The sequence below is a fragment of the Methanoculleus marisnigri JR1 genome (assembly GCF_000015825.1).
Taxonomy (GTDB): Archaea; Halobacteriota; Methanomicrobia; order Methanomicrobiales; family Methanoculleaceae; genus Methanoculleus; species Methanoculleus marisnigri.
Genome location: NC_009051.1, coordinates 1,628,333 through 1,647,194, shown reverse-complemented (window position 1 = coordinate 1,647,194; position 18,862 = coordinate 1,628,333). Strand labels below are relative to the sequence as shown.

The 18,862-nt window shown below is 61.5% G+C and carries 15 protein-coding genes and 1 tRNA gene; 12 read left to right on the top strand and 4 right to left on the bottom strand.

Features of this window, described 5'->3' with window-relative positions; genetic code table 11:
• Positions 1-135: 135 nt before the first annotated feature.
• Positions 136-816 carry a diphthine--ammonia ligase gene (locus MEMAR_RS08005; protein WP_011844474.1) on the top strand — a complete coding sequence of 227 codons (681 nt, stop codon included), beginning with the start codon at positions 136-138 and terminating at the stop codon, positions 814-816.
• Positions 813-1,382: a type 1 glutamine amidotransferase gene (locus MEMAR_RS08000; protein ID WP_011844473.1), complete on the top strand. Its 570-nt coding sequence runs from the start codon at positions 813-815 to the stop codon at positions 1,380-1,382. Before MEMAR_RS08005 ends, MEMAR_RS08000 begins: the two co-directional genes overlap by 4 nt.
• Here the strand turns inward: MEMAR_RS08000 and mmp10 are convergent.
• Entirely contained in the window at positions 1,370-2,596 is a 1,227-nt protein-coding gene (mmp10, locus tag MEMAR_RS07995; protein WP_011844472.1) for a methyl coenzyme M reductase-arginine methyltransferase Mmp10, read from the bottom strand. The genes MEMAR_RS08000 and mmp10 overlap by 13 nt on opposite strands.
• A gap of 143 nt (positions 2,597-2,739) precedes the next feature.
• Here mmp10 and MEMAR_RS07990 point away from each other — a divergent pair, with 143 nt between their 5' ends.
• Positions 2,740-2,991 carry a DUF504 domain-containing protein gene (locus MEMAR_RS07990; protein ID WP_011844471.1) on the top strand — a complete coding sequence of 84 codons (252 nt, stop codon included), beginning with the start codon at positions 2,740-2,742 and terminating at the stop codon, positions 2,989-2,991.
• Positions 2,992-3,255: 264 nt separating this feature from the next.
• A tRNA-Thr gene (locus tag MEMAR_RS07985) sits at positions 3,256-3,328 on the top strand.
• Between the two features lie 289 nt (positions 3,329-3,617).
• On the opposite strand, the gene MEMAR_RS07980 is transcribed toward MEMAR_RS07985, so the two are convergent.
• Positions 3,618-4,268, bottom strand: coding sequence for a hypothetical protein (locus MEMAR_RS07980; protein ID WP_011844470.1), 651 nt, complete (start codon positions 4,266-4,268; stop codon positions 3,618-3,620).
• A 540-nt stretch (positions 4,269-4,808) separates the two neighbouring features.
• Between MEMAR_RS07980 and MEMAR_RS07975 the strand changes: the two genes are divergently transcribed.
• Together MEMAR_RS07975 and MEMAR_RS07970 are read left to right on the top strand one after the other, a co-directional pair.
• On the top strand, positions 4,809-7,748 hold the full coding sequence (locus MEMAR_RS07975) for a phosphoribosylformylglycinamidine synthase subunit PurL (RefSeq protein ID WP_011844469.1): 2,940 nt from the start codon (positions 4,809-4,811) through the stop codon (positions 7,746-7,748).
• A gap of 2 nt (positions 7,749-7,750) precedes the next feature.
• Positions 7,751-8,560 carry a phosphoribosylformylglycinamidine synthase subunit PurQ gene (locus tag MEMAR_RS07970; protein WP_011844468.1) on the top strand — a complete coding sequence of 270 codons (810 nt, stop codon included), beginning with the start codon at positions 7,751-7,753 and terminating at the stop codon, positions 8,558-8,560.
• A 70-nt stretch (positions 8,561-8,630) separates the two neighbouring features.
• Here the strand turns inward: MEMAR_RS07970 and MEMAR_RS07965 are convergent, their stop codons facing one another.
• Complete coding sequence (locus tag MEMAR_RS07965; protein ID WP_011844467.1) at positions 8,631-9,020, bottom strand: hypothetical protein; 390 nt, start codon at positions 9,018-9,020, stop codon at positions 8,631-8,633.
• Positions 9,021-9,068: 48 nt separating this feature from the next.
• Between MEMAR_RS07965 and MEMAR_RS07960 the strand changes: the two genes are divergently transcribed.
• From MEMAR_RS07960 to MEMAR_RS07945, 4 genes are all read left to right on the top strand, one after another.
• Positions 9,069-9,923: a DNA-methyltransferase gene (locus tag MEMAR_RS07960; RefSeq protein ID WP_011844466.1), complete on the top strand. Its 855-nt coding sequence runs from the start codon at positions 9,069-9,071 to the stop codon at positions 9,921-9,923.
• A 36-nt stretch (positions 9,924-9,959) separates the two neighbouring features.
• Positions 9,960-11,195 (top strand): GntP family permease, encoded by a 1,236-nt coding sequence (locus tag MEMAR_RS07955; protein WP_011844465.1) that lies wholly within the window; start codon positions 9,960-9,962, stop codon positions 11,193-11,195.
• Between the two features lie 103 nt (positions 11,196-11,298).
• Positions 11,299-13,362, top strand: coding sequence for a formate dehydrogenase subunit alpha (fdhF, locus tag MEMAR_RS07950; protein ID WP_011844464.1), 2,064 nt, complete (start codon positions 11,299-11,301; stop codon positions 13,360-13,362).
• Between the two features lie 2 nt (positions 13,363-13,364).
• The gene (locus MEMAR_RS07945) at positions 13,365-14,630 is read left to right on the top strand and encodes a Coenzyme F420 hydrogenase/dehydrogenase, beta subunit C-terminal domain (protein WP_011844463.1); all 1,266 of its coding nucleotides are present in this window, start codon (positions 13,365-13,367) and stop codon (positions 14,628-14,630) included.
• Between the two features lie 14 nt (positions 14,631-14,644).
• On the opposite strand, the gene MEMAR_RS07940 is transcribed toward MEMAR_RS07945, so the two are convergent.
• Positions 14,645-16,531 carry a chloride channel protein gene (locus tag MEMAR_RS07940; protein ID WP_143706365.1) on the bottom strand — a complete coding sequence of 629 codons (1,887 nt, stop codon included), beginning with the start codon at positions 16,529-16,531 and terminating at the stop codon, positions 14,645-14,647.
• A 934-nt stretch (positions 16,532-17,465) separates the two neighbouring features.
• On the opposite strand from MEMAR_RS07940, the gene MEMAR_RS07935 reads away from it, so the two are divergent.
• On the top strand, positions 17,466-18,338 hold the full coding sequence (locus MEMAR_RS07935) for a formate/nitrite transporter family protein (RefSeq protein ID WP_011844461.1): 873 nt from the start codon (positions 17,466-17,468) through the stop codon (positions 18,336-18,338).
• A 12-nt stretch (positions 18,339-18,350) separates the two neighbouring features.
• Positions 18,351-18,854: an OB-fold nucleic acid binding domain-containing protein gene (locus MEMAR_RS07930; RefSeq protein WP_048063802.1), complete on the top strand. Its 504-nt coding sequence runs from the start codon at positions 18,351-18,353 to the stop codon at positions 18,852-18,854.
• Positions 18,855-18,862: the final 8 nt, after the last annotated feature.

Sequence of the window (18,862 nt, the reverse complement as noted above, 5' to 3'; positions counted from 1 at the left end):
CTCCGGCGAAGGCGGCCGCAAATCCTCCGATTTGCCCGGACGGTATGCCGGATCCGGCCATTTGCCGCCCGGGCGCTTCCGGTGCCGCCGCCGCAGGGGTTATCGTGCACCGGGGAGAAGAGTACGGGAACACTCATGAGACTCGGCGTGCTCTTCTCCGGTGGGAAAGACTCCCTCTTCGCCTGCTGGAAGGCGATGCAGAAAGAGGAGGTGGTCTGCCTGATCACGGTCGTCTCCCAAAACCCCGAGAGTTACATGTTCCACACCCCGAACATCCGCCTCGCCGCACTGCAGGCCGAAGCGGCGGGGCTCCCTCTCGTGGAGGTGGAGACGGCGGGGGAGAAGGAGGAAGAACTCCGCGACCTGAAACGGGCTCTCCTCGCCGCCAGGGAACAGTACGGGATCGAGGGGGTCGTCACCGGGGCGATCCTCTCCGTCTACCAGGCAACGAGGGTGCAGCGGGTCTGCCGGGAGCTGGGCCTCTGGTCGTTCAACCCGCTCTGGCTCGCCGACCAGGAGGCATACATGGAAGAACTCCTCGATGCCGGCTTCAGGGTCGTCATCGCGGGCGTCTTCTCCTCCCCCTTCGACGAGTCCTGGCTCGGGCGGGAGATCGACCGCCGCACCCTCGACGAACTCCGGGCGATCGCCCAAAAATACCAGGTCACCCTCACCGGCGAAGGGGGCGAACTCGAGACGTTCGTCGTCGACGCCCCCTTCTTCGCTCAGAAGATCGCGATCGAGGAAGCTTCGAAGGTCTACCGGAACTACAACGGCGTTCTGCGGATCGAGCGGGCGGGGCTGGTGGCGAAATGATCCTGGTCGTCGACCTCTGCTACCGGGACGGCTCGCTCTCCCGGGACGAGTTCGTCGCGCCGGTCGAACGGCTCCTCTGCCGGATCGGGATGGCGTTCCTCACCCGCCACTACACCGCAATCGGCGCACCGGACCTCGATAGCGCGGATGCGGCGATCCTCTGCGGCACGGCGCTGATGGATACCGGCTATACGGAGCACCCGGAACTGTTCCGGTGGCTTCTTACGTTCGAGCGCCCGGTGCTCGGGATCTCCTCCGGCATGCTGGCGCTCGCGGCGGCGTCCGGCGGCGGCACCGGGCCGTGCCGCGAGATCGGCATGACCGACGTAAAAATGCTCGCGCCCGACCCCCTCTTTGCCGGGCAGGAGAGCTTTCCCGCCTACACGGTGCACGATTACGCCGTGCAGGTTCCCGGGGAGTTCGTAGCGCTCGCCGCCTCGGACCGGTGCGTCCAGGCGATCCGGCACCGTTCCCTCCCCCTCTACGGGCTCCTCTTCCACCCCGAGGTCAGGAACGAGTGGATCGTCGAGCGGTTCTCTAGGCTGGCCGGCCGTCAGAGCCCGTAGCGGTTGATCGTGTTGATCAGGGCCGCGAACCCTTCCATCTCTTTATCGAGGACTTCCATCCGGGTCATGCCCATGCTCGTCTCCGCGTCGGCGGTCAACGACTCGGGGCCGCGCACCACCTCGCGGTCGACGCCGTCGGCGGAGAGGATCTTTTGAGCCTCGGCATCGTGGACGAACGCCCTGCCGGGGAGGATTACGACGTCTTCGAGTTTCGATAGGTTCACCCCGGCGAGGTCGTCGGCGGTGATGAGGCAGGCGATCTCCTTTTTGACCGCGACGACCCTCGAGGTCGAGCCGCGGATCGAGAGGAGCCGCTGGAGGAATGGGGCCGCGATGCTCCCGGTGATCACCGTTGCACGCTTCCGGACGCGGGGGAGTTTTTTGAGGAGGTCGGGCTCGTGGAGGATTGCGAACGGCGAGCCGATCGAGGGGTCGCCGAGCGGCGTCCCGCTGATCTTCATCGAGAACCGGTCGTTCAAGTCCGTCACCATCTCGTGGAACTCGTCGACGGCGTGAACCCGCTGCCCCTCGAGGATGGGCGCGTTGCCGAGGATGAGCCCCTGGTCGGTCCGGTTCGCGAACCGCATCAGGATCAGCCCTTTTGCGCCGCGCTCCTCCAGCCAGGCGCAGGTATCTTCGAGAGCTTTGCCGTCGTTGACGCCGGGAAGAACGACTGTTGCGGCGTAGACGTCGATTGCGCCGCAGAGCCGGTCGAGGACCGCGAGCGAGGCTTCCGGCGTCGGGTCGTGCATCCACTGCCGCCGGAGTTCGGGGTCGGCGGCGAAGACCGTGTAGGAGACCTCGGCAAGGCCGTTCTCGATGAGGTGGTCGGCGATGGCAGGGTCGTCGAACCCCTTCCCACTGGTGTAGCCGATATGGAGCGGCACCTCCATGCTGCCGAGCAGTTCGACGAGGTCGGCGAACTCCGGGTAGCAGCTCGGGTCGCCGCCGCCGCTGATGGTGATCCGGTCGACGTCCTCGCTCATCACCTGGAGGTTTGCGAGCGTCTCGTCGGCGACCGTCCGGAGGCTCTTGAACGCCTCATACCCTTCCCGCACCCCCCGGGTGCAGTAGTCGCAGCCCTTCTGGAAGGGGAGGCAGTATCTGCAGCCGAACGCCGTCGTTCCTTTGACGTGTTTGAAGTAGCAGTACGAACAGAATCCCCGGCAGTCGAGACCGGGCCGGCCTCCGAGATCGACGGTGAGATGCGACATTCTGATGGTACTTCTGTGCTCTTCTGTTATGAACGTTGCAGACCCGGTTCCCGTCGTCCTGCGATTCGCTCCGGCGGGCCGGCCGGCGGCGCATCCCGCACCTTTATGATTCTACGGCGCGAGGCTGCAGTGGAGGAGAGGGTATGCGGACGAGCCACCGGCTGCTGCTCCGGTTCTATCACGACCCCGGCTACGACTTCTCCCGAATCGAGGTCGAGTATGCCGACCGGGGGGCGCCCGGCGACCGCTCGACGGTTCACGGCGACCGGGTCGTCGCGCTCGATGCGCAGTACCTGGAGGTGGACGCCGGGACGCACGTGGCGTGTATTCCGTATCACCGGGTCAGGAGGATACTGTATGATGGGGAAATTGTTTGGGAACGCGACTGGCCGTAAGGGCAGGAGCGTGAGCACCGCTAGGTGCGAGTCGCGACTGGCGCGAGCGGAGTGCGACGGACGGCACGTCCGGAGTTTGAGCACCGCAAGGTGCGACTACGAGCGGCAGGAGCGCGAGCACCGCTAGGTGCGAGTGACGACGCTCCGGTAGGAACGACTGTCCGCAGGACAGGAGTTTGAGAAGACCGAAGGTCTTCGAGGAGCGGAGCGTGAGGAGAACCGGCGCCACCTTTTTTACCGCAGACCGCCTACAATATAAGGTATGCCCCAGTGGCTTAGCTGGCAGAGCGGCTGACTTGTAATCAGCAGGTCCCGAGTTCAAATCTCGGCTGGGGCTTGAAGATCCTAGGTTCTTAATCTAATTTTAAAATATGTCAAGGAATTGGAGATTGTCTGCCCGCGCTCTCGGTGTGCATCATCTATGGTTCACCGACAACGAACTTAGAGAAGCAGCATGGGTTTTGTTGAGGGCTGATCACCTCTTATGTGAGGGATGTCTTGCACCCCCGTTCCCTGTTGATATGAGCGATATGAGCACTCATTCATGGGATTGATTCACTTGGCATGTAGTATCATGATCAGAAGAATATTGGGATGACCTCGGTAAGTGAGGGGAAAGGATACACTCAACCCAAACCCATTTCTTCTATCATCTGATACTGGTTGCAATGGAGAAGGGCATAGTGTGTGAACCAAGCTCTTGTGATCGTCCTTTCTATATCAACAAGTTGTAACATTGTTTCACGATTGATGCAGGTGATGAATGGATGAAGGCACACAAGGCACGCAGGAGGACTTACTCCCTGGAAAAGGTTGTCTACCTCGTCTAACTTATACTTCGTGATCCACTCATCGAGGAAGTCATCGAGAACGGGATCTTGAGCCATACTGGCGATCATATCGACGATCATCTTCGCACTATAATCCATGCCAGCCACGCTCAACATTGAGGCAAATGTCACCACTGGAACCTTTTCTTTGTCAAGGGAATATACCGTACAGAATATCACATCATTATCCGGTGTCAAGTGCAACTCAAACATATTGAACTGAGGAATGTTCAAACGGAAGTGCCCTTCGTCATCTGGGAAGGGTAGCAACTTTTGAATGATCTCTGTGCTTACAAGGTTAGGTGGAGAGGTCACCGCATTCCGTGTGTTTATTGTGTAGTGACAAAAGTCATGCGTGTTCGCCACATCGATAAGTTCCTTGGGAACCTTAACTCCTTTCACCCCAAAGGCATTCCCGGTACGGAATAACTTGTCAAATATTCCCATGCATACTCTCCCTGATTGAGTTTTTGTCGGTGTAAATGAGAAACTTCTTGTGAATAACAGCCCTATTTTGATGAGGAGTGTTTTGCACTACTCTTTCCTGTTGAGAGCACTTTTCCTGTTTTCGCTGATCCGCTAGAGGCTCGAAGTAGACCTGTGAATTTGTCCATGCTCCGCTGTAGGAACAAGCCCATGTTTAACGTTGTTCAGCCAAGGATAGCGCCCTTTGCAAACAGGACATTGTCTATTGAGGATACGCTGATAGACTGATTTCATAGAGCTTAGTAGGGCCATTGTTCCACATTATCACAAGAGAATTTATATACTTTTTTAAAAGAGATTGCAGTCGAAAATAACGAAGTATCAAAAATTCTGGCTATAAGCGTAGTAAAGCCCATCATATGCCACATCCACTCTCAATCTATTGCAACCGGGTCAAATTAGCTTCACTAAGGGCCACCATGAAGATCTCAACTTAGATCCTCTGACCACACCCCCCACCCCATCGCAGTCCTTTTCACCAGATCCAACCCATATTTATACATGGCCTCGTACGTCCACCGGATAGAGGTACAATATACCCGCGATCCACGGCTGCCGACGCGTACCGAGAGGTTCCGCTCGCTGGGTTTCCCCCTGCGCGAGCTGCACCTCGTCGACGTCTATACCATAGCGACCGCCCGGAGGGACTTCTCCCCCGATGAGCTCTCGCAGATCGGCGCGCAGCTCAGCAACCCCGTCGTCCAGCGGTACTCCGTAGACCGGCCGACCGAGGCCGGGTTCGACTACGCGATCGAGGTCGGGTTCCTGCCCGGGGTCACCGACAACGCCGGGACGACGGCAAAGCAGACCATCGAGGACTACTTCGGGTTCCGGTTCGGCGAAGGGGAGGCGGTCTTCTCGTCGCAGCTCTACCTCGTCTCCGGCGACCTCACGCCCGAATCCCTGGAGCGGCTCACCGTCGCCCTCGCAAACCCGCTCGTCAACCGGGTGCACGTCAGGAGCCGCGAGGAGTACGCCGGGAAGGGAATGGACGCAATCACCCCCTTCGTCCACCTCCACGACCTGCAGGCCGCCGGGACTGTCGACCTCGACCTCCCCGACGCGGAACTCGCACGTATCGGAAAAGAGGGTATCCTCGACCCCGCAACAGGGGAGCGGCGCGGGCCGCTCGCCCTCGACCTCGCCCAGCTCCACGCGATCCGCGACTACTTCCGGGGGCTCGGGCGGAAGCCGACGGACGTCGAGCTCGAGTCGCTCGCCCAGACCTGGAGCGAGCACTGCAAGCACACGATCTTTGCCTCGGCGATGGACGACGTCCCCCGGGGGCTTTATAAGACCTGCATCCAGGCGGCCACCAACACCGTCCGCGAGGCAAAGGGCGATGACGACATCTGCGTCTCGGTCTTCACCGACAACTCCGGCGCCATCATCTTCGACGACGAGCACCTGGTGACCTGCAAGGTCGAGACGCACAACTCCCCCTCGGCCCTCGACCCCTTCGGCGGCGCCCTCACCGGGATCGTCGGGGTGAACCGCGACACCATCGGGTTCGGCCTCGGCGCCAAGCCCTGCATCAACATCTACGGCTACTGCGTCGGCGACCCCGACACAGAACCGGCCCTCTTCCGCGGCAAGAACCGGACGAACCCCATCCTCCCTCCCCGGCGGATCTTCGAGGGCGTCGTCCGCGGCATCGACGTCGGCGGCAACTGCTCGGGCATCCCGACGCCGCAGGGGTGGTGCTACTTCCACGACCGCTACGTCGGTAAACCACTCGTCTTCGCCGGCACCGTCGGCGTGATGCCGCGCGCCAACAACGGGAGACTGCTCCACGAGAAGCAGGCCCTGCCCGGCGACCTCGTCGTCATGGTCGGCGGCAGGGTCGGCAAGGACGGGATCCACGGCGCCACCTTCTCTTCAGAAGCCCTCGACCCCGCGAGCCCCGTGACCGCGGTCCAGATCGGCGACCCGATCACCCAGAAGAAGTTCTCCGACGTCATCGTCAAGGAGGCCCGCGACCTCGACCTCTACCGGAGCATCACCGACAACGGGGCGGGAGGAATCTCCTGCTCCGTCGCCGAGATGGCGAGGGAGTCGGGCGGGTGCCACGTCCTCCTCGACCGCGTTCCGCTGAAGTACCCCGGCATGGCGCCGTGGGAGATCTGGATCTCCGAGTCGCAGGAGCGGATGACCCTCGCCGTCCCGGAAGAGAAGATCGAGGCGTTCATGGACCTGATGAAGAGGAGGGAGGTCGAGGCCACCGTCATCGGGACGTTCACCGATACGGGGAGATGCGTCGTGGAGTACGGCGGAGAGACCGTCATGGACGTCGACCTCGACTTCCTCCACGACGGCCTCCCGAAGAAGCACCTCCGGACAGAGCCCGTGGAGACGGCGTATCCCGAGCCAGACTTCCCGTGCCCCGACCGGCTCGACGACCTCCTCCTCGCGATGCTCGCACGAAAGAACATCTGCTCCAAAGAGTTCATCTCGACCCGGTACGACCATACCGTCCAGGGCGGGCACGTCCTCGGGCCGGTGCAGGGAGCCGGGCGGGTCCAGACCACGGCCACCCTGACGAAGGTCGTCCCCGGCTCGATGAAGGGCGTCGGGCTCTCGCAGGGCCTCTTTCCGTCCTACTCCGAGCTCGACCCCTACCGGATGGCGCTCGCCGCGATCGACGCGGCGGTCCGGGGTTTGATCGCAATCGGCGTCCCGCTCGATACCATCGCGCTCCTCGACAACTTCTGCTGGTGCTCCTCCGACGAACCGGCGAGGCTCTGGCAGCTCAAGCGCGCCGCGTTCGGGTGCTATGACGGCGCGGTAGAGTTCGCAACGCCGTATATCTCCGGGAAAGACAGCATGTTCAACGACTTCTCCGGCTATGACGCCGACTCGAACCCCGTGAAGGTCTCCGTGCCGCCGACGCTCCTCATCACCTCGATCGGCGTCCACCCCGACGTCACGACCGCGGTATCGATGGACGCGAAGTTCGACGGCGACCTCGTCTACGTCGTGGGGGAGACCGGGGAAGAACTCGGCGGGTCGGAGTACCTCGCGCACCTCGGTGTCGAGGGGGGCACGGTTCCGTCCCTCGATATCGAGACGGCGAAGGTGCGCTACGGCCGGATGACCGGCGCGATTGAGAAAAACCTTCTCGCCTCCGCCTTCCCCGTCACCCACGGGGGGCTCCTCGTCGCCCTTGCAAAGGTCGCGATCGCCGGGAGAGCCGGCATGGATCTGACAATCACCGGCGGGATGCGCCCGGACACCTACCTCTTCTCGGAGTCGCTCGGGCGGCTCATTGTCACGGTCGCCCCCGGCGATCGCGAAGCCTTCGAGGAGATCTTCGGCGGCGACGCGCACCTCCTCGGCAGCGTCGGCGGCGAAACGTTCCGGGTGTCGGCAGGAAAAACGCTCATAGAACAGCCGGTGACGGCAATGGAAACTGCATATAAAGCGCCTTTCGGGGGGTACTGAGCATGGCTCGCGCAAACAATCCAAGAGCCCTCATCATGAGCGGCTACGGGATCAACTCCGAGATGGAGACGCAGGAAGCCCTGATGCGGGCGGGCATGGCGTCCGATATCGTCCACATCAACGACCTCATCGCGGGGGAGAAGACCCTCTCCGACTACCGGCTGATGGTCTTCCCCGGCGGTTTCTCCTACGGCGACGACACGGGTGCCGGCAACGCCTACGCAAACCGCGTCCGAAACAACCTCTGGAGCGACGTAAAAGAGTTCCTCGCGGGCGACAACCTCGTCCTCGGGATCTGCAACGGGTTCCAGATCCTCGCGAACCTCGGCCTGGTTCCGGCCTTCGACCGGGACCGTCCCCGCGAGATCGCCCTGATGCCGAACAGGAAGGGCGTGCTGGAGTGCCGGTTCGTCACCCTGAAGCCTGCTGCGGATAACCTCTGGACGAAGGGCATCTCGCACCTCTACTGCCCCGTCTCCCACGGTGAGGGGAACTTCTATTGTTCGGAGGAGACCTTAAAGCGGATCGAGCGGGAGGGGATGGTCGCGTTCCGCTACTCCCGTGACGACCTCTCCCCCGCGGGAGGGGAGTACCCCTACAACCCGAACGGGGCGCTCGCGGACATCGCCGGCGTAACGTCGGCGGACGGCAAGGTTCTCGGGCTGATGCCGCACCCCGAGCGGGCGATGGAGTTCGTGAACCTCTACGACTGGCCGGTGAGAAAAGAGCGGCTGAAGCGCGAGAAAAAACCCCTGCCCACCGAATCGATGAACATGCGGTTCTTCCGCAACATCGTCGATTCCTTCAAATAAGCATCCCCGATGTTTAGGGGGAGGGCGGAACTCCACTCGCGACGGAGACCTCCCCTTCCCCGGCATAAAACTATATCATTCCCCTGGGAGAATATCGGCCCAAACCGGGGGAGGGGCAGCCACGAAGATCAGGGTCAGCCGCTGTTTTGGAGAGGAGAGTGCCGATACGGTTCTGGAGGTCGAGGTCGACCAGGCCGACGTTCCTGCCGCAGACGAGATCCTCTCGTTCGCCTCCGTCCACGGGAACTTCGTCTGCATCCCCGACCGCATCTTCCGCCGGTTCGAGATCGTCCTCCCTCCCGATAGCCGCCTCGAGATCCTCAAGGACGCGCTCCTCGAGGTCATACGCCTCGAGCCCGAAGGCTCGGAGGGGCTCAACCCCTACGAGGTCGAGGACTTCGTCGACGCGCTCGAGCGGATGCGGCAGAAGGCTCTCGCCGACGACAGCGCCTGACAGCATGTTTCGTTCACCTTTTTGCCCTGGACCGCGAACCGATACGTGATCGGAGTGACAAAACAGCAGAGAGGGGTGGGCGGGCTTGCCGTCAACACCATCCATACCATGGACTGCATCGAGGGCATGCGGCGCCTCCCGGCGGGCTCCGTCGACGTCATCGTCACGTCGCCGCCCTACAACATCGGGAAGGACTACAACTCCTACGACGACAGAAAGCCCCGCGAGGACTACCTCGGCTGGCTCGCGGAGTTCGCCGCCGGAGCGGCGCGGGTCCTCGCCGACGACGGCTCGTTCTTCCTCAACATCGGCGGCAAACCCCGGGACCCCTGGATCCCCTTCGACGCCGTCCAGCGGTTCCGCCCCCACTTCGAACTGCAGAACGTCATTCACTGGGTCAAGTCGATCGCGATCGAGAAGGCGGACATGGGCGGCTACGAGAACATCACCGGGGATATCGCCGTCGGTCACTACCAGCCGGTGAACAGCGCCCGCTACCTGAGCCAGTGCCACGAGCACATCTTCCACTTCACGAAAGGGGGCGACGTCGCGCTCGACAAACTCGGCGTCGGCGTGCCCTACCAGGACAAGAGCAACATCGGCCGCTGGAAAGCGGCGGAGCGCGACCTCCGCGACCGGGGGAACACCTGGTTCATCCCCTACCGGACGATCCGCTCCTCGCGGCCGCACCCGACCAGTTTCCCGGAGAAACTTCCCGAGATGTGCATCCGGCTCCACGGCTGCCGGCCCGGGATGCTCGTCCTCGACCCCTTCATGGGCATCGGGAGCACGGCGCTTGCGGCGATCGCCCTCGGTGCGGACTACATCGGCTTTGAGATCGACCCGGAATACCGGGAGATTGCGGAGAGCCGGATCGCCGGAGCGCGCCGCGAGAAAGAACAGAACTGACGGATATTATATCCCCAAACCCCCAACGAGAGACCGATGGAGACCCTCATCGCCTTCGCCGTCACCCTCACAGCGATCACCGTCGCCTCGCTCAGGTACCGCCTCCCCCCGTTCCTCACCCTGGTCGGGGCATCCGTCCTCTTCGGCTTCCTTGCCGGCATGCCTGCGGAGACGGTTATTGCGGCAATCACCGGCGGTGCCGGGAGAATATTCTCCATCCTCGCGGTCGTCATCTTCTGCGGGGTCGGCATCGCCCAGATCCTCCGGGAGAGCGGCTGGATCGCGGATATCGTCGCCGACATCCGGGGACTGGTGCGCCGCCCCCTCGCCACGGCGGGAACGGCCGGCTACCTCCTCTCCGTCCCGCTGATGTGCGGCATCACCTCGTTCGTCATCCTCGCCCCCATCCTCACGCACCTCCAGCGCGATGGGCGGGCATCGAAGACCCTCCTCTACTGCGCCGGCGTCGCCGGGATGATATCCTACGTGCTCCTCTACCCCGCTCCCGTCGTCTACTCCACCATAACGACGCTCGACCTTCTTTCCGGCCGGCCCTGGGACATCGACCTCGTCGCCCTCCCCCTCTCCCTCCTTCTCCTCGCCGGACTCCTCCTCGCCCTGCGGGGCCGCACCCGCCCGGCCGAACCTCCGGAAGAGCCGGCGGCCGGGCGGGACGTTCGTCCCTGGCTGCCGTTCCTCGTCATCGTCGGGATGCTCGCGATCGGGTCGTTAATCCCGTACCTCCACGCCCTCGCGAACATCAACCTGGCGCTCCTTGCCGGGCTCTTCGCCGCCCTTGCCACCGTTCCGGGCGACGTCCGGGAGCGGGCGCTTCATCGGGGGACCAAGAACGCCGGGATCATCATCTTCGACCTCGCCGGTGCCGGGGCGCTCGGCGGCGTCATCGCCGCAAGCACCTTCCCCGCGGACGTGGCCGCGCTGGTACTCGGCACCCTTCCCATAACCATACTCCCGTTCGTCATCGCCGCCCTGGTGCAGGCGGCACAGGGATCGAGGGTCGTGACCGCGGCCGTCACCGGCAGTATTCTTGCCACGATCCCGGCCGTCACGGCGATAAACCCGCTCGCCCTGGTGCTCATGGTCTCCGCGGGGGCGTTCATGTTCTCCTACGTCAGCGACCCCTTCTTCTGGCTGCTCAAACGGACGACCGGCGACGAATTCTCCGCTGTCGTGCGAAACTACACCCTTCCGCTCTCGGCGGCGGGGCTCGTCACGCTCGCGGCGGCGCTGGTCGTCCAGGCAGTTTTATGACGGGATCTCCTATATTCTGCCACCGATATTCATCAAAAAATTGGCCACGACCATGCGTATTATATAATCCAGGCGGTATGTAGTCCCCGCCAGAGGGAGAATGATGGAAATCAAGTACGTATCGACGACATGCCCGTACTGCGGCACCGGGTGCGGGTTCAACCTTGTCGTCCGGGACGGCAAGGTCTTTGACGTGGCGCACTGGCAGCGCGCACCCGTCAACGGGGGCAAACTCTGCCCCAAAGGACGCTATGCCCATGAATTCATAAACAGCCCCGACCGCCTCACGAAACCGCTGATCAAGAAGGACGGCGGGTTTGTCGAGGCGACCTGGGACGAAGCCTACGACCTGATCGCGGAGAAGATCGGTTCCTACAAACCCGACGAGGTAGCCTGCCTCTCCTCCGCCCGGACATCGAACGAGGAGAACTACCTGATGCAGAAGTTCGCCCGGGTGGTTCTCAAGACCCCGCACATCGACCACTGCGCCCGGCTCTGCCATGCATCCACCGTCGCGGGCCTCGCGGCGGTCTTCGGGTCAGGGGCAATGACCAACTCGATCACGGACATCGCCGAGTCGAAGTGCGTCTTCGTCCTCGGGTCCAACACATTCGAGCAGCACCCGCTCATAGCGCGGAGCATCATCCGTGCGAGAGAGGGCGGCGGGAAGGTGATCGTCGCCGACCCGCGCCTCACCCCCACCGCGAAGCAGGCCGACCTCTACATGCCGTTCATATCGGGCACCGACGTCGCGATCTTAAACGGCCTGATGCAGGAGATCATCAGAAACGGCCGGGAGGATAAGGAGTTCATCGCGAGCCGCACGAAGGACTTCGAGAACCTCAAGGAGGTCGTCATGAAGGACGACTACAGCCTTGAGAACGTCTCGAAGACCTCCGGTATCCCCGTCGAGAGTCTCAGGACCGCGGCCGAGTGGATCGCAACCGCCGACGTCGCCACGCTCATCTACTCGATGGGCATCACCCAGCACACCGTCGGCGTCGACAATGTCAAATCGACCGCCAACCTGATGATGCTCACCGGCAACATGGGCAGGCCCGGTGGCGGCGTCAACCCGCTCCGCGGCCAGAACAACGTCCAGGGCGCCTGTGACATGGGAGCCCTCCCGAACGTCTTCTCCGGCTACCAGAAGGTCACCGACGAGGCGGCGCAGAAGAAGATGAAGGAGATGTGGGGCGTCGACGAGCTTGCCGAGGGCAGAGTCGGCTACACCGTCACCGAGATGGTCAACGTCCTCGCCGACGAATCCGGCAAACTCAAAGCGATGTACATCATGGGCGAGAACCCGATGCTCTCCGACCCCGACCTCCACCACGTCGAGGAAGGGCTCAAGAACCTCGAGTTCCTGGTCGTCCAGGACATCTTCCTGACCGAGACGGGCAACTTCGCCGACGTGGTGCTCCCCGCCGCCTGCTACGCCGAGAAGGACGGCACCCAGACGAACACCGAGCGGCGTGTCCAGCGCTGGAAGAAGGCCCAGGACCCGCCAGGGGAGGCGAAGGAAGACTGGAAGATCATCTGCGAACTCGGGAGCAAAATGGGTTATCCCGAGCAGTTTGCGTTCGAAAGTCCCGAAGCGATCTTCAACGAGGTCGCCGCCGTCACGCCGTCCTACCACGGCATGTCCTACGCCCGCCTCGACCCCGACGGTCTGCACTGGCCCTGCCCGACCGAGGAGCACCCGGGAACGCCGATCCTTCATAGGGAGAGGTTCGCCATGCCCGACGGGCTCGGGGTCTTCAGTCCGATCGAGTGGAAGCCACCTGCCGAGGTGCCGGACGCCGAGTACCCCTACGTGCTCACGACCGGCCGCACACTCTGGCAATGGCACACTGGCACCATGACCCGCCGGTCGTGGAGCCTCGAGAAAGAGGCGCCCATCGGCTGGATCGAGATCAACCCCGAGGACGCAAAGGAACTCGGGATCGAGGATGAAGAGGTCGTCCGGGCGAGCACCCGGCGGGGCTCGGTCGAGATCCCCGCACGGGTCACCCCCGAGATCATCAAAGGCGTCATGTTCATACCGTTCCATTACAAGGAGCACCCGGCGAACAGGCTGACCCACAATGCGCTTGACCCCGTAGCGAAGATCCCCGAGTACAAGGCCTGTGCCGTGAAGGTTGAGAAGATCACCGAGGAGGCCTGAAGATGGCAGGAAAAGGCGATTTACTCTATGCGTGGACGATGGACGACGAACTTCGCGAGAAGGCGGAGACCGGCGGAGCCGTCACCGCGCTGCTGCGTCACGCCCTCGAGAGCGGCATGGTCGACGCGGTCTTTGCGGTCAGGAAAGGCGCGGACGTCTACGATGCGCTGCCGGCCCTCATCACCGACCCCGCCGAGATCGGGGGGATTGCCGGGTCGCTTCACTGCGGCACCCTGCTCCTCCCCAAACAGATGCGGCGGTGCCTTCTTGCCACCGAGCCGAATATGCGGATCGCAACCGTCCTTAAAGGCTGCGACGTCAAGGCAATCTACGAGATGGCGAAGCGCAACCAGGTCAACCTGGACAACATCATCATCATCGGCCTCAACTGCGGCGGCACCATCCGGCCGGAGACGGCCCGGATCATCGTTCGGGAGAAACTCGGCCTTGACCCCGATTCGGTCGTCAAGGAAGAGATCGACAAAGGAAAGTTCATCGTCGTCACAAAAGACGGCGAGCACGCCTCCGTCTCGATCGACGAACTCGAAGAGGGGGCGGAGGATCTCCTCGGGGACCCGGGCCTCGGCCGCCGGAGCAACTGCCGCCGGTGCAAGATCAAGATCCCGCGCCAGGCGGATCTCGCCTGCGGCAACTGGGGCGTCATCGGGGAGAAAGCCGGGAACGCCACCTTCGTCGAGGTCTGTTCCGAGAAGGGCGCAAACCTCCTCAACGCTGCCGTGAAGACCGGGGCGGTCGCCACCGAGCCCGCGAACCCGAAAGGAATCGATATCCGCGGCAAGGTCGAGAACGCGATGCTGAAACTCGGCGACAAATGGCGGGCACGCTACTTCGGGGCGCTCGGCGAGGGAACGGAACGCCTGAACAAGATCAGGGAGCAGACGAGCCGGTGCATCAAGTGCTACTCCTGCATCGAGAACTGCCCGATCTGCTACTGCGTCGAGTGCAGCACGAGGAAAGACTACCTGGTCGAACCCGGCGTGATCCCGCCGCCGTTCATGTTCCACCTCATCCGGTTCGCGCACATCTCCGACTCCTGCGTCAACTGCGGCCAGTGCGAGGAACTCTGCCCCGTGGAGATCTCGAACTCGGTCTTCATGCACGCCATCCAGACCGATCTCGAGGAACTCTTCGGGTTCCACCCGGGCGAGGACATGACCCCGCCGGTGCTGGCTCTGGTCGAGGAGAGCGCGGAGAGAAAGCGCCTCGAGGCGACGGGAAGCGACCAGATCTTCGACATCTTCAGATGACCCGGGCTGAAATCTCAACCCTCCGTCCTTTTTTTGCCGCCGGAACTCTTTCCTGCTGCCGTATCCGATTCGATCAGGGTAACGGAACCGGTACGGTGGCGCCTTCCTGCCGACCGCGATGCCTTCTGGGTATAGGCCTTCATAATATCCGTCCGGGTGATGAACCCGGAGAGTTCTCTTGGGTCGTCTGCCGGGACGACGGGCAGGTGATGAATGTCGCGCTCGGTCATCAGATCCAGGGCCTCGCGGAGCGTACAGGCGTGATGCACGGTGAATACACGTGAACTCATGGCATCCTCCACCAGCTCGTCATGTTCGCCATTTATCCGGTTGTCTCTGACATCGTCGAGAGCGATCATGCCGACGAGGCTCCCTTTCTTATCGAGCACCGGAAATCCGGTGTGCAGCGTCCTGTCAATCAGGTGAAGCACCCGTCCGGCGGTATCATCGGGCGAAACGGCCACAATCCGGTCACGGGGCACCATAACATCGCCCACGTGAATATCCTGAAGGATCTCAATCATATACTCGTCGCGGTGAGCGGGCGACTGTGAACGGTTCAACACCTGTTCGCGGAAGATGGTGGACTGGCCGATGAGAATGACCGCCACAGATACGGCGCCCATCGCCGGCACGAGCAGGGAGAAGTCGCCGGTCATCTCCACGACCATGATCATGACCGCGATGGGTGCATGGGAGATCGCACCGAAGAGAGCGATCATCCCGACGATGAAGAAGACCGGCACTGATTCGGCGGGTATGATCCCAGGAAGGGCGAGGTGCAGCAGGGAACCGAAGGCGCCTCCCGTCGCCCCCCCGATCACCAGCCCCGGTGCAAAGACGCCGCCGCTCCCCCCGGAACCGATGGTGAGCGACGTAGTCAGGATCTTTGCAAACGGGAGGAAGAGCAGCACCCCGACAGGGAGCATGTTATAGAGCGCGAGTTGCGCAAAGCCGTATCCGGTACCGAGGCTCCCGAGCCCGACGATTGCCGCTTCGGGAGAGAGGGCGGCAAGAGCGAGGACGAACGTGCCGGTGAGGAATGCCCCGGCGAGGGGTTTGAAATGATTCGGGATCTTCAGGCGGCTGAATACCTTTTTGAAAATCCTGTTTGTCCCATAGAATGTGTTTATGTAGATCAGACCTATTGCAGTCGAGACCACGCCGAGGAGGATGAAGAACGGGATCTGGGAAACGTTCCAGGAAGTCACCCCGGGGCCGAAGACTGGTTCAAAGCCTTCAACCAGGCCGAAGATGGCGTAACCGATGACAGAAGCCAGAAACGCAGGAACGATCGCTTCGGTCTCGAAATCCTGCCTGTAGAGGATCTCCGCAGCGAGGATCGCCCCCCCGAGAGGCGCCATAAAGATCGTGCCGATTCCGGCGCCGACACCGGTGGCGATAGCAAGCCTCCGCTCACGTGCGGAGAGGCCCAGAAGATCGGCGGCGATCGAGCCGAAGCCGGCCGACATCTGTGCGGTCGGCCCTTCACGCCCCGCGCTTCCTCCCGTCGAGATGGTCAGGACGGCGGTGACTGCTTTGACGAGGGGAACGCGCCAGCGTACCCGTCCCTCTCCATGAAACGCCTTTATTGCTGCATCCGTCCCGTGCCCCTCCGCCTCCGGGGCGAAGGTGTAGACCAGGAGACCGGAGAGAAGCCCTCCGAAACAGATGACGGGGAGGATCATCCAGAGGTTATCGGGAGGAGCCCATTGAGCAATATCCTGGAGGTTCTGCCCTTCCTTAGGGATTTGAAACCCTACGATCCCTTCCATGAAGAATGCAGTTCCCAGTTTCAACCCTTCGAAAAAGAACAGAGCGCCGAGGCCGGCAATGAGCCCGACGATGACGGCGATAAGTATAACTCTCCTGTAGGGAGTGACGGTTTCCTCGACCTGCATGGAATACAGTGAATACGTTAGCCCAACATTTATGTGATTTGATTGACTTAGTGCGATAGTATATGGGAAAGCGTTATGTGCGTCCGCCGGATTTCCCGGTGCGCCTGCTTCATCGGCATCGCTCCCGGACAGCCCGATGGCCTCCCGCGAGGGTGTCCGGGTACCGGTTGCCACCAGAAGCCCGACAGTGACCCTATAAGACGCGATGTCCGGGGCGAGGGGTCCCAGACTGCACCCACAATCGGCGGAGGCCCGGTATATCCGTATCGCCGGGAGAAGCGTGACATCGGATGGATAATCGGAGGTACCCATCTCCGGGAGAGGCAGATGCTCGTCCCGTTCTTGAGGGCTGTCAGTACAAGATCCCGTGTCCGCCATTCCCGGTGGCGGCTATCGGGACAGACCCCGGAGAGACGGAGCGCACACACGGGTGGGGATGGGTGCCGCGGCATCTTCAGAGCTGTTCAAAAGGAAGCACGATCCGGAGAGGGGTGGCCTGTTAAACCGGATAAATAAACTATTTTCTCAAAAAAACGCTTTAAAATCCATTTCCACGCCCATTCTTGAAGCATATCCCGACGCGCATACATCTATGGCGATTTTGCCGCACGTCCGGTACCCCGGCATAAACACGCGTGGAAAATGCGGGATCTGCGCGCCCGCCTCTGCACACCTGCCCAAAAACTCGCTTCAAACCCCATATATTCCGCGTGGGCGCGTATGTAATAGTAAAAGCATCGTTTATTGATATTTAGTGTTTAACGACTGGAATTAACTTAAAGCGTGGATAAACGCCTGAATTTTGGTTATCTTCGCCGCGCACAGCGATCATTTCGAAACCTATTAATAGCACTCTTAAATTACTGATTAACTAGACCTATCCATTCGAATTACTTGATGGTATAGGTAGGACGTTTAGAGAGGTGTATGAAAAATGGTATTCCATCCTCCAGTTGCTATCGTAGCAAAAGCAGGTGATGCCGGGAAGTACAAGGTCGGACTGCCTGCCTGGAACATGTTCCTGCGTGGTATCCTGTCCGGAGCGTTCATCGCGATGGGCGCAGCCCTGGCAACGATCTGTTCGACCGGTATCCAGGCAACCGACGTTGCGATGCGGTTTGGTGCCGCGAGTCCCGGTGTCTCCCAGCTCATTCTGGGTGCTGTCTTCCCTGTTGGGCTTATCATCACGATCATGACCGGTGCCGAGCTCTTCACCGGCGACGCGATGCTCGCCCCCATGGCAGCGTTCGTCCACAAGGTCAGCTGGGCAAGCGTGCTCAACCTCTGGCTCTGGGTATATATCGGCAACCTAGTTGGGTCGATTATCTTCGCGTATATCGTGGCATACGGCCCGTATGCCAGCTTCGACGCCACAGGAGCCGCGACGCTCACGGCGTTCGGCGCGAGAGCAGTAAGCATAGCGACCGCAAAGACGGGTTACGTCGGCGCTGCGGCGTTGTGGTCGGTCTTCCTCAAGGGAATCGCCTGTAACTGGCTCGTCAACCTTGCTGTCCTGCTCGGTATCTGCGCCGATGACGCGATCGGCAAGATCGTCGGTATCTGGTTCCCGATCTTCGCTTTCGTTGCCAGCGGGTTCGAGCACAGCGTTGCGAACATGTACTTCATCCCCGCAGGCATCTTCTGCACGGGCATCGACCCCACAAAGGCAGTCGATACGCTGAACTGGGTGACCATGTGGACCAACAACATCATCCCGGTCACACTCGGCAACATCGTCGGCGGTCTGTTCTTCGTCGGTGTTCTCTACTGGGTCGCGTTCAGAAAGGAAATTGCAGCCCTTAAGTAAACCTGATTGACGATGCAAATCGGAGATGTCAAAGTGAGGGTGACGGCCGTTACCGTGGTCGTCTTCCTCTTTTTTATTGCCCTGATCGCCGCGTATGTCTTCACAACCGGGAATGTATACGCGCTGTATTGGGCGGTTCCGTCGGCGGTCATGCTGCTTCTCATACCCATGGCACTCAACTACATGAGTCAGAAGCAGTACGCGTCGCTGGTACCGATGTATGAAGCGGAAGCAAAGAACGCCCGGATACGGGAGATCAATTTGAATAAACTCGGCGAACCGGTGCGCATAAAGGGTGTCGTCGAGCGGGTCTACATCCAGTTCCTCAACCGGCCACAGTACCTCGTCGCCGACCGGACAGGTGAGATATCGGTCAAGATGTTCACCTCGCCGGCAGAAGACGTGCAGAAGGGGGATGTGGTCGAGGTGCTCGGAACCGTCGTCAAACGCTACATCATGACCGGAGATGCGGTCGTCAACTGCGTCTCCATACGGAAAATCAAGAACGATCAGTAATTCTGACG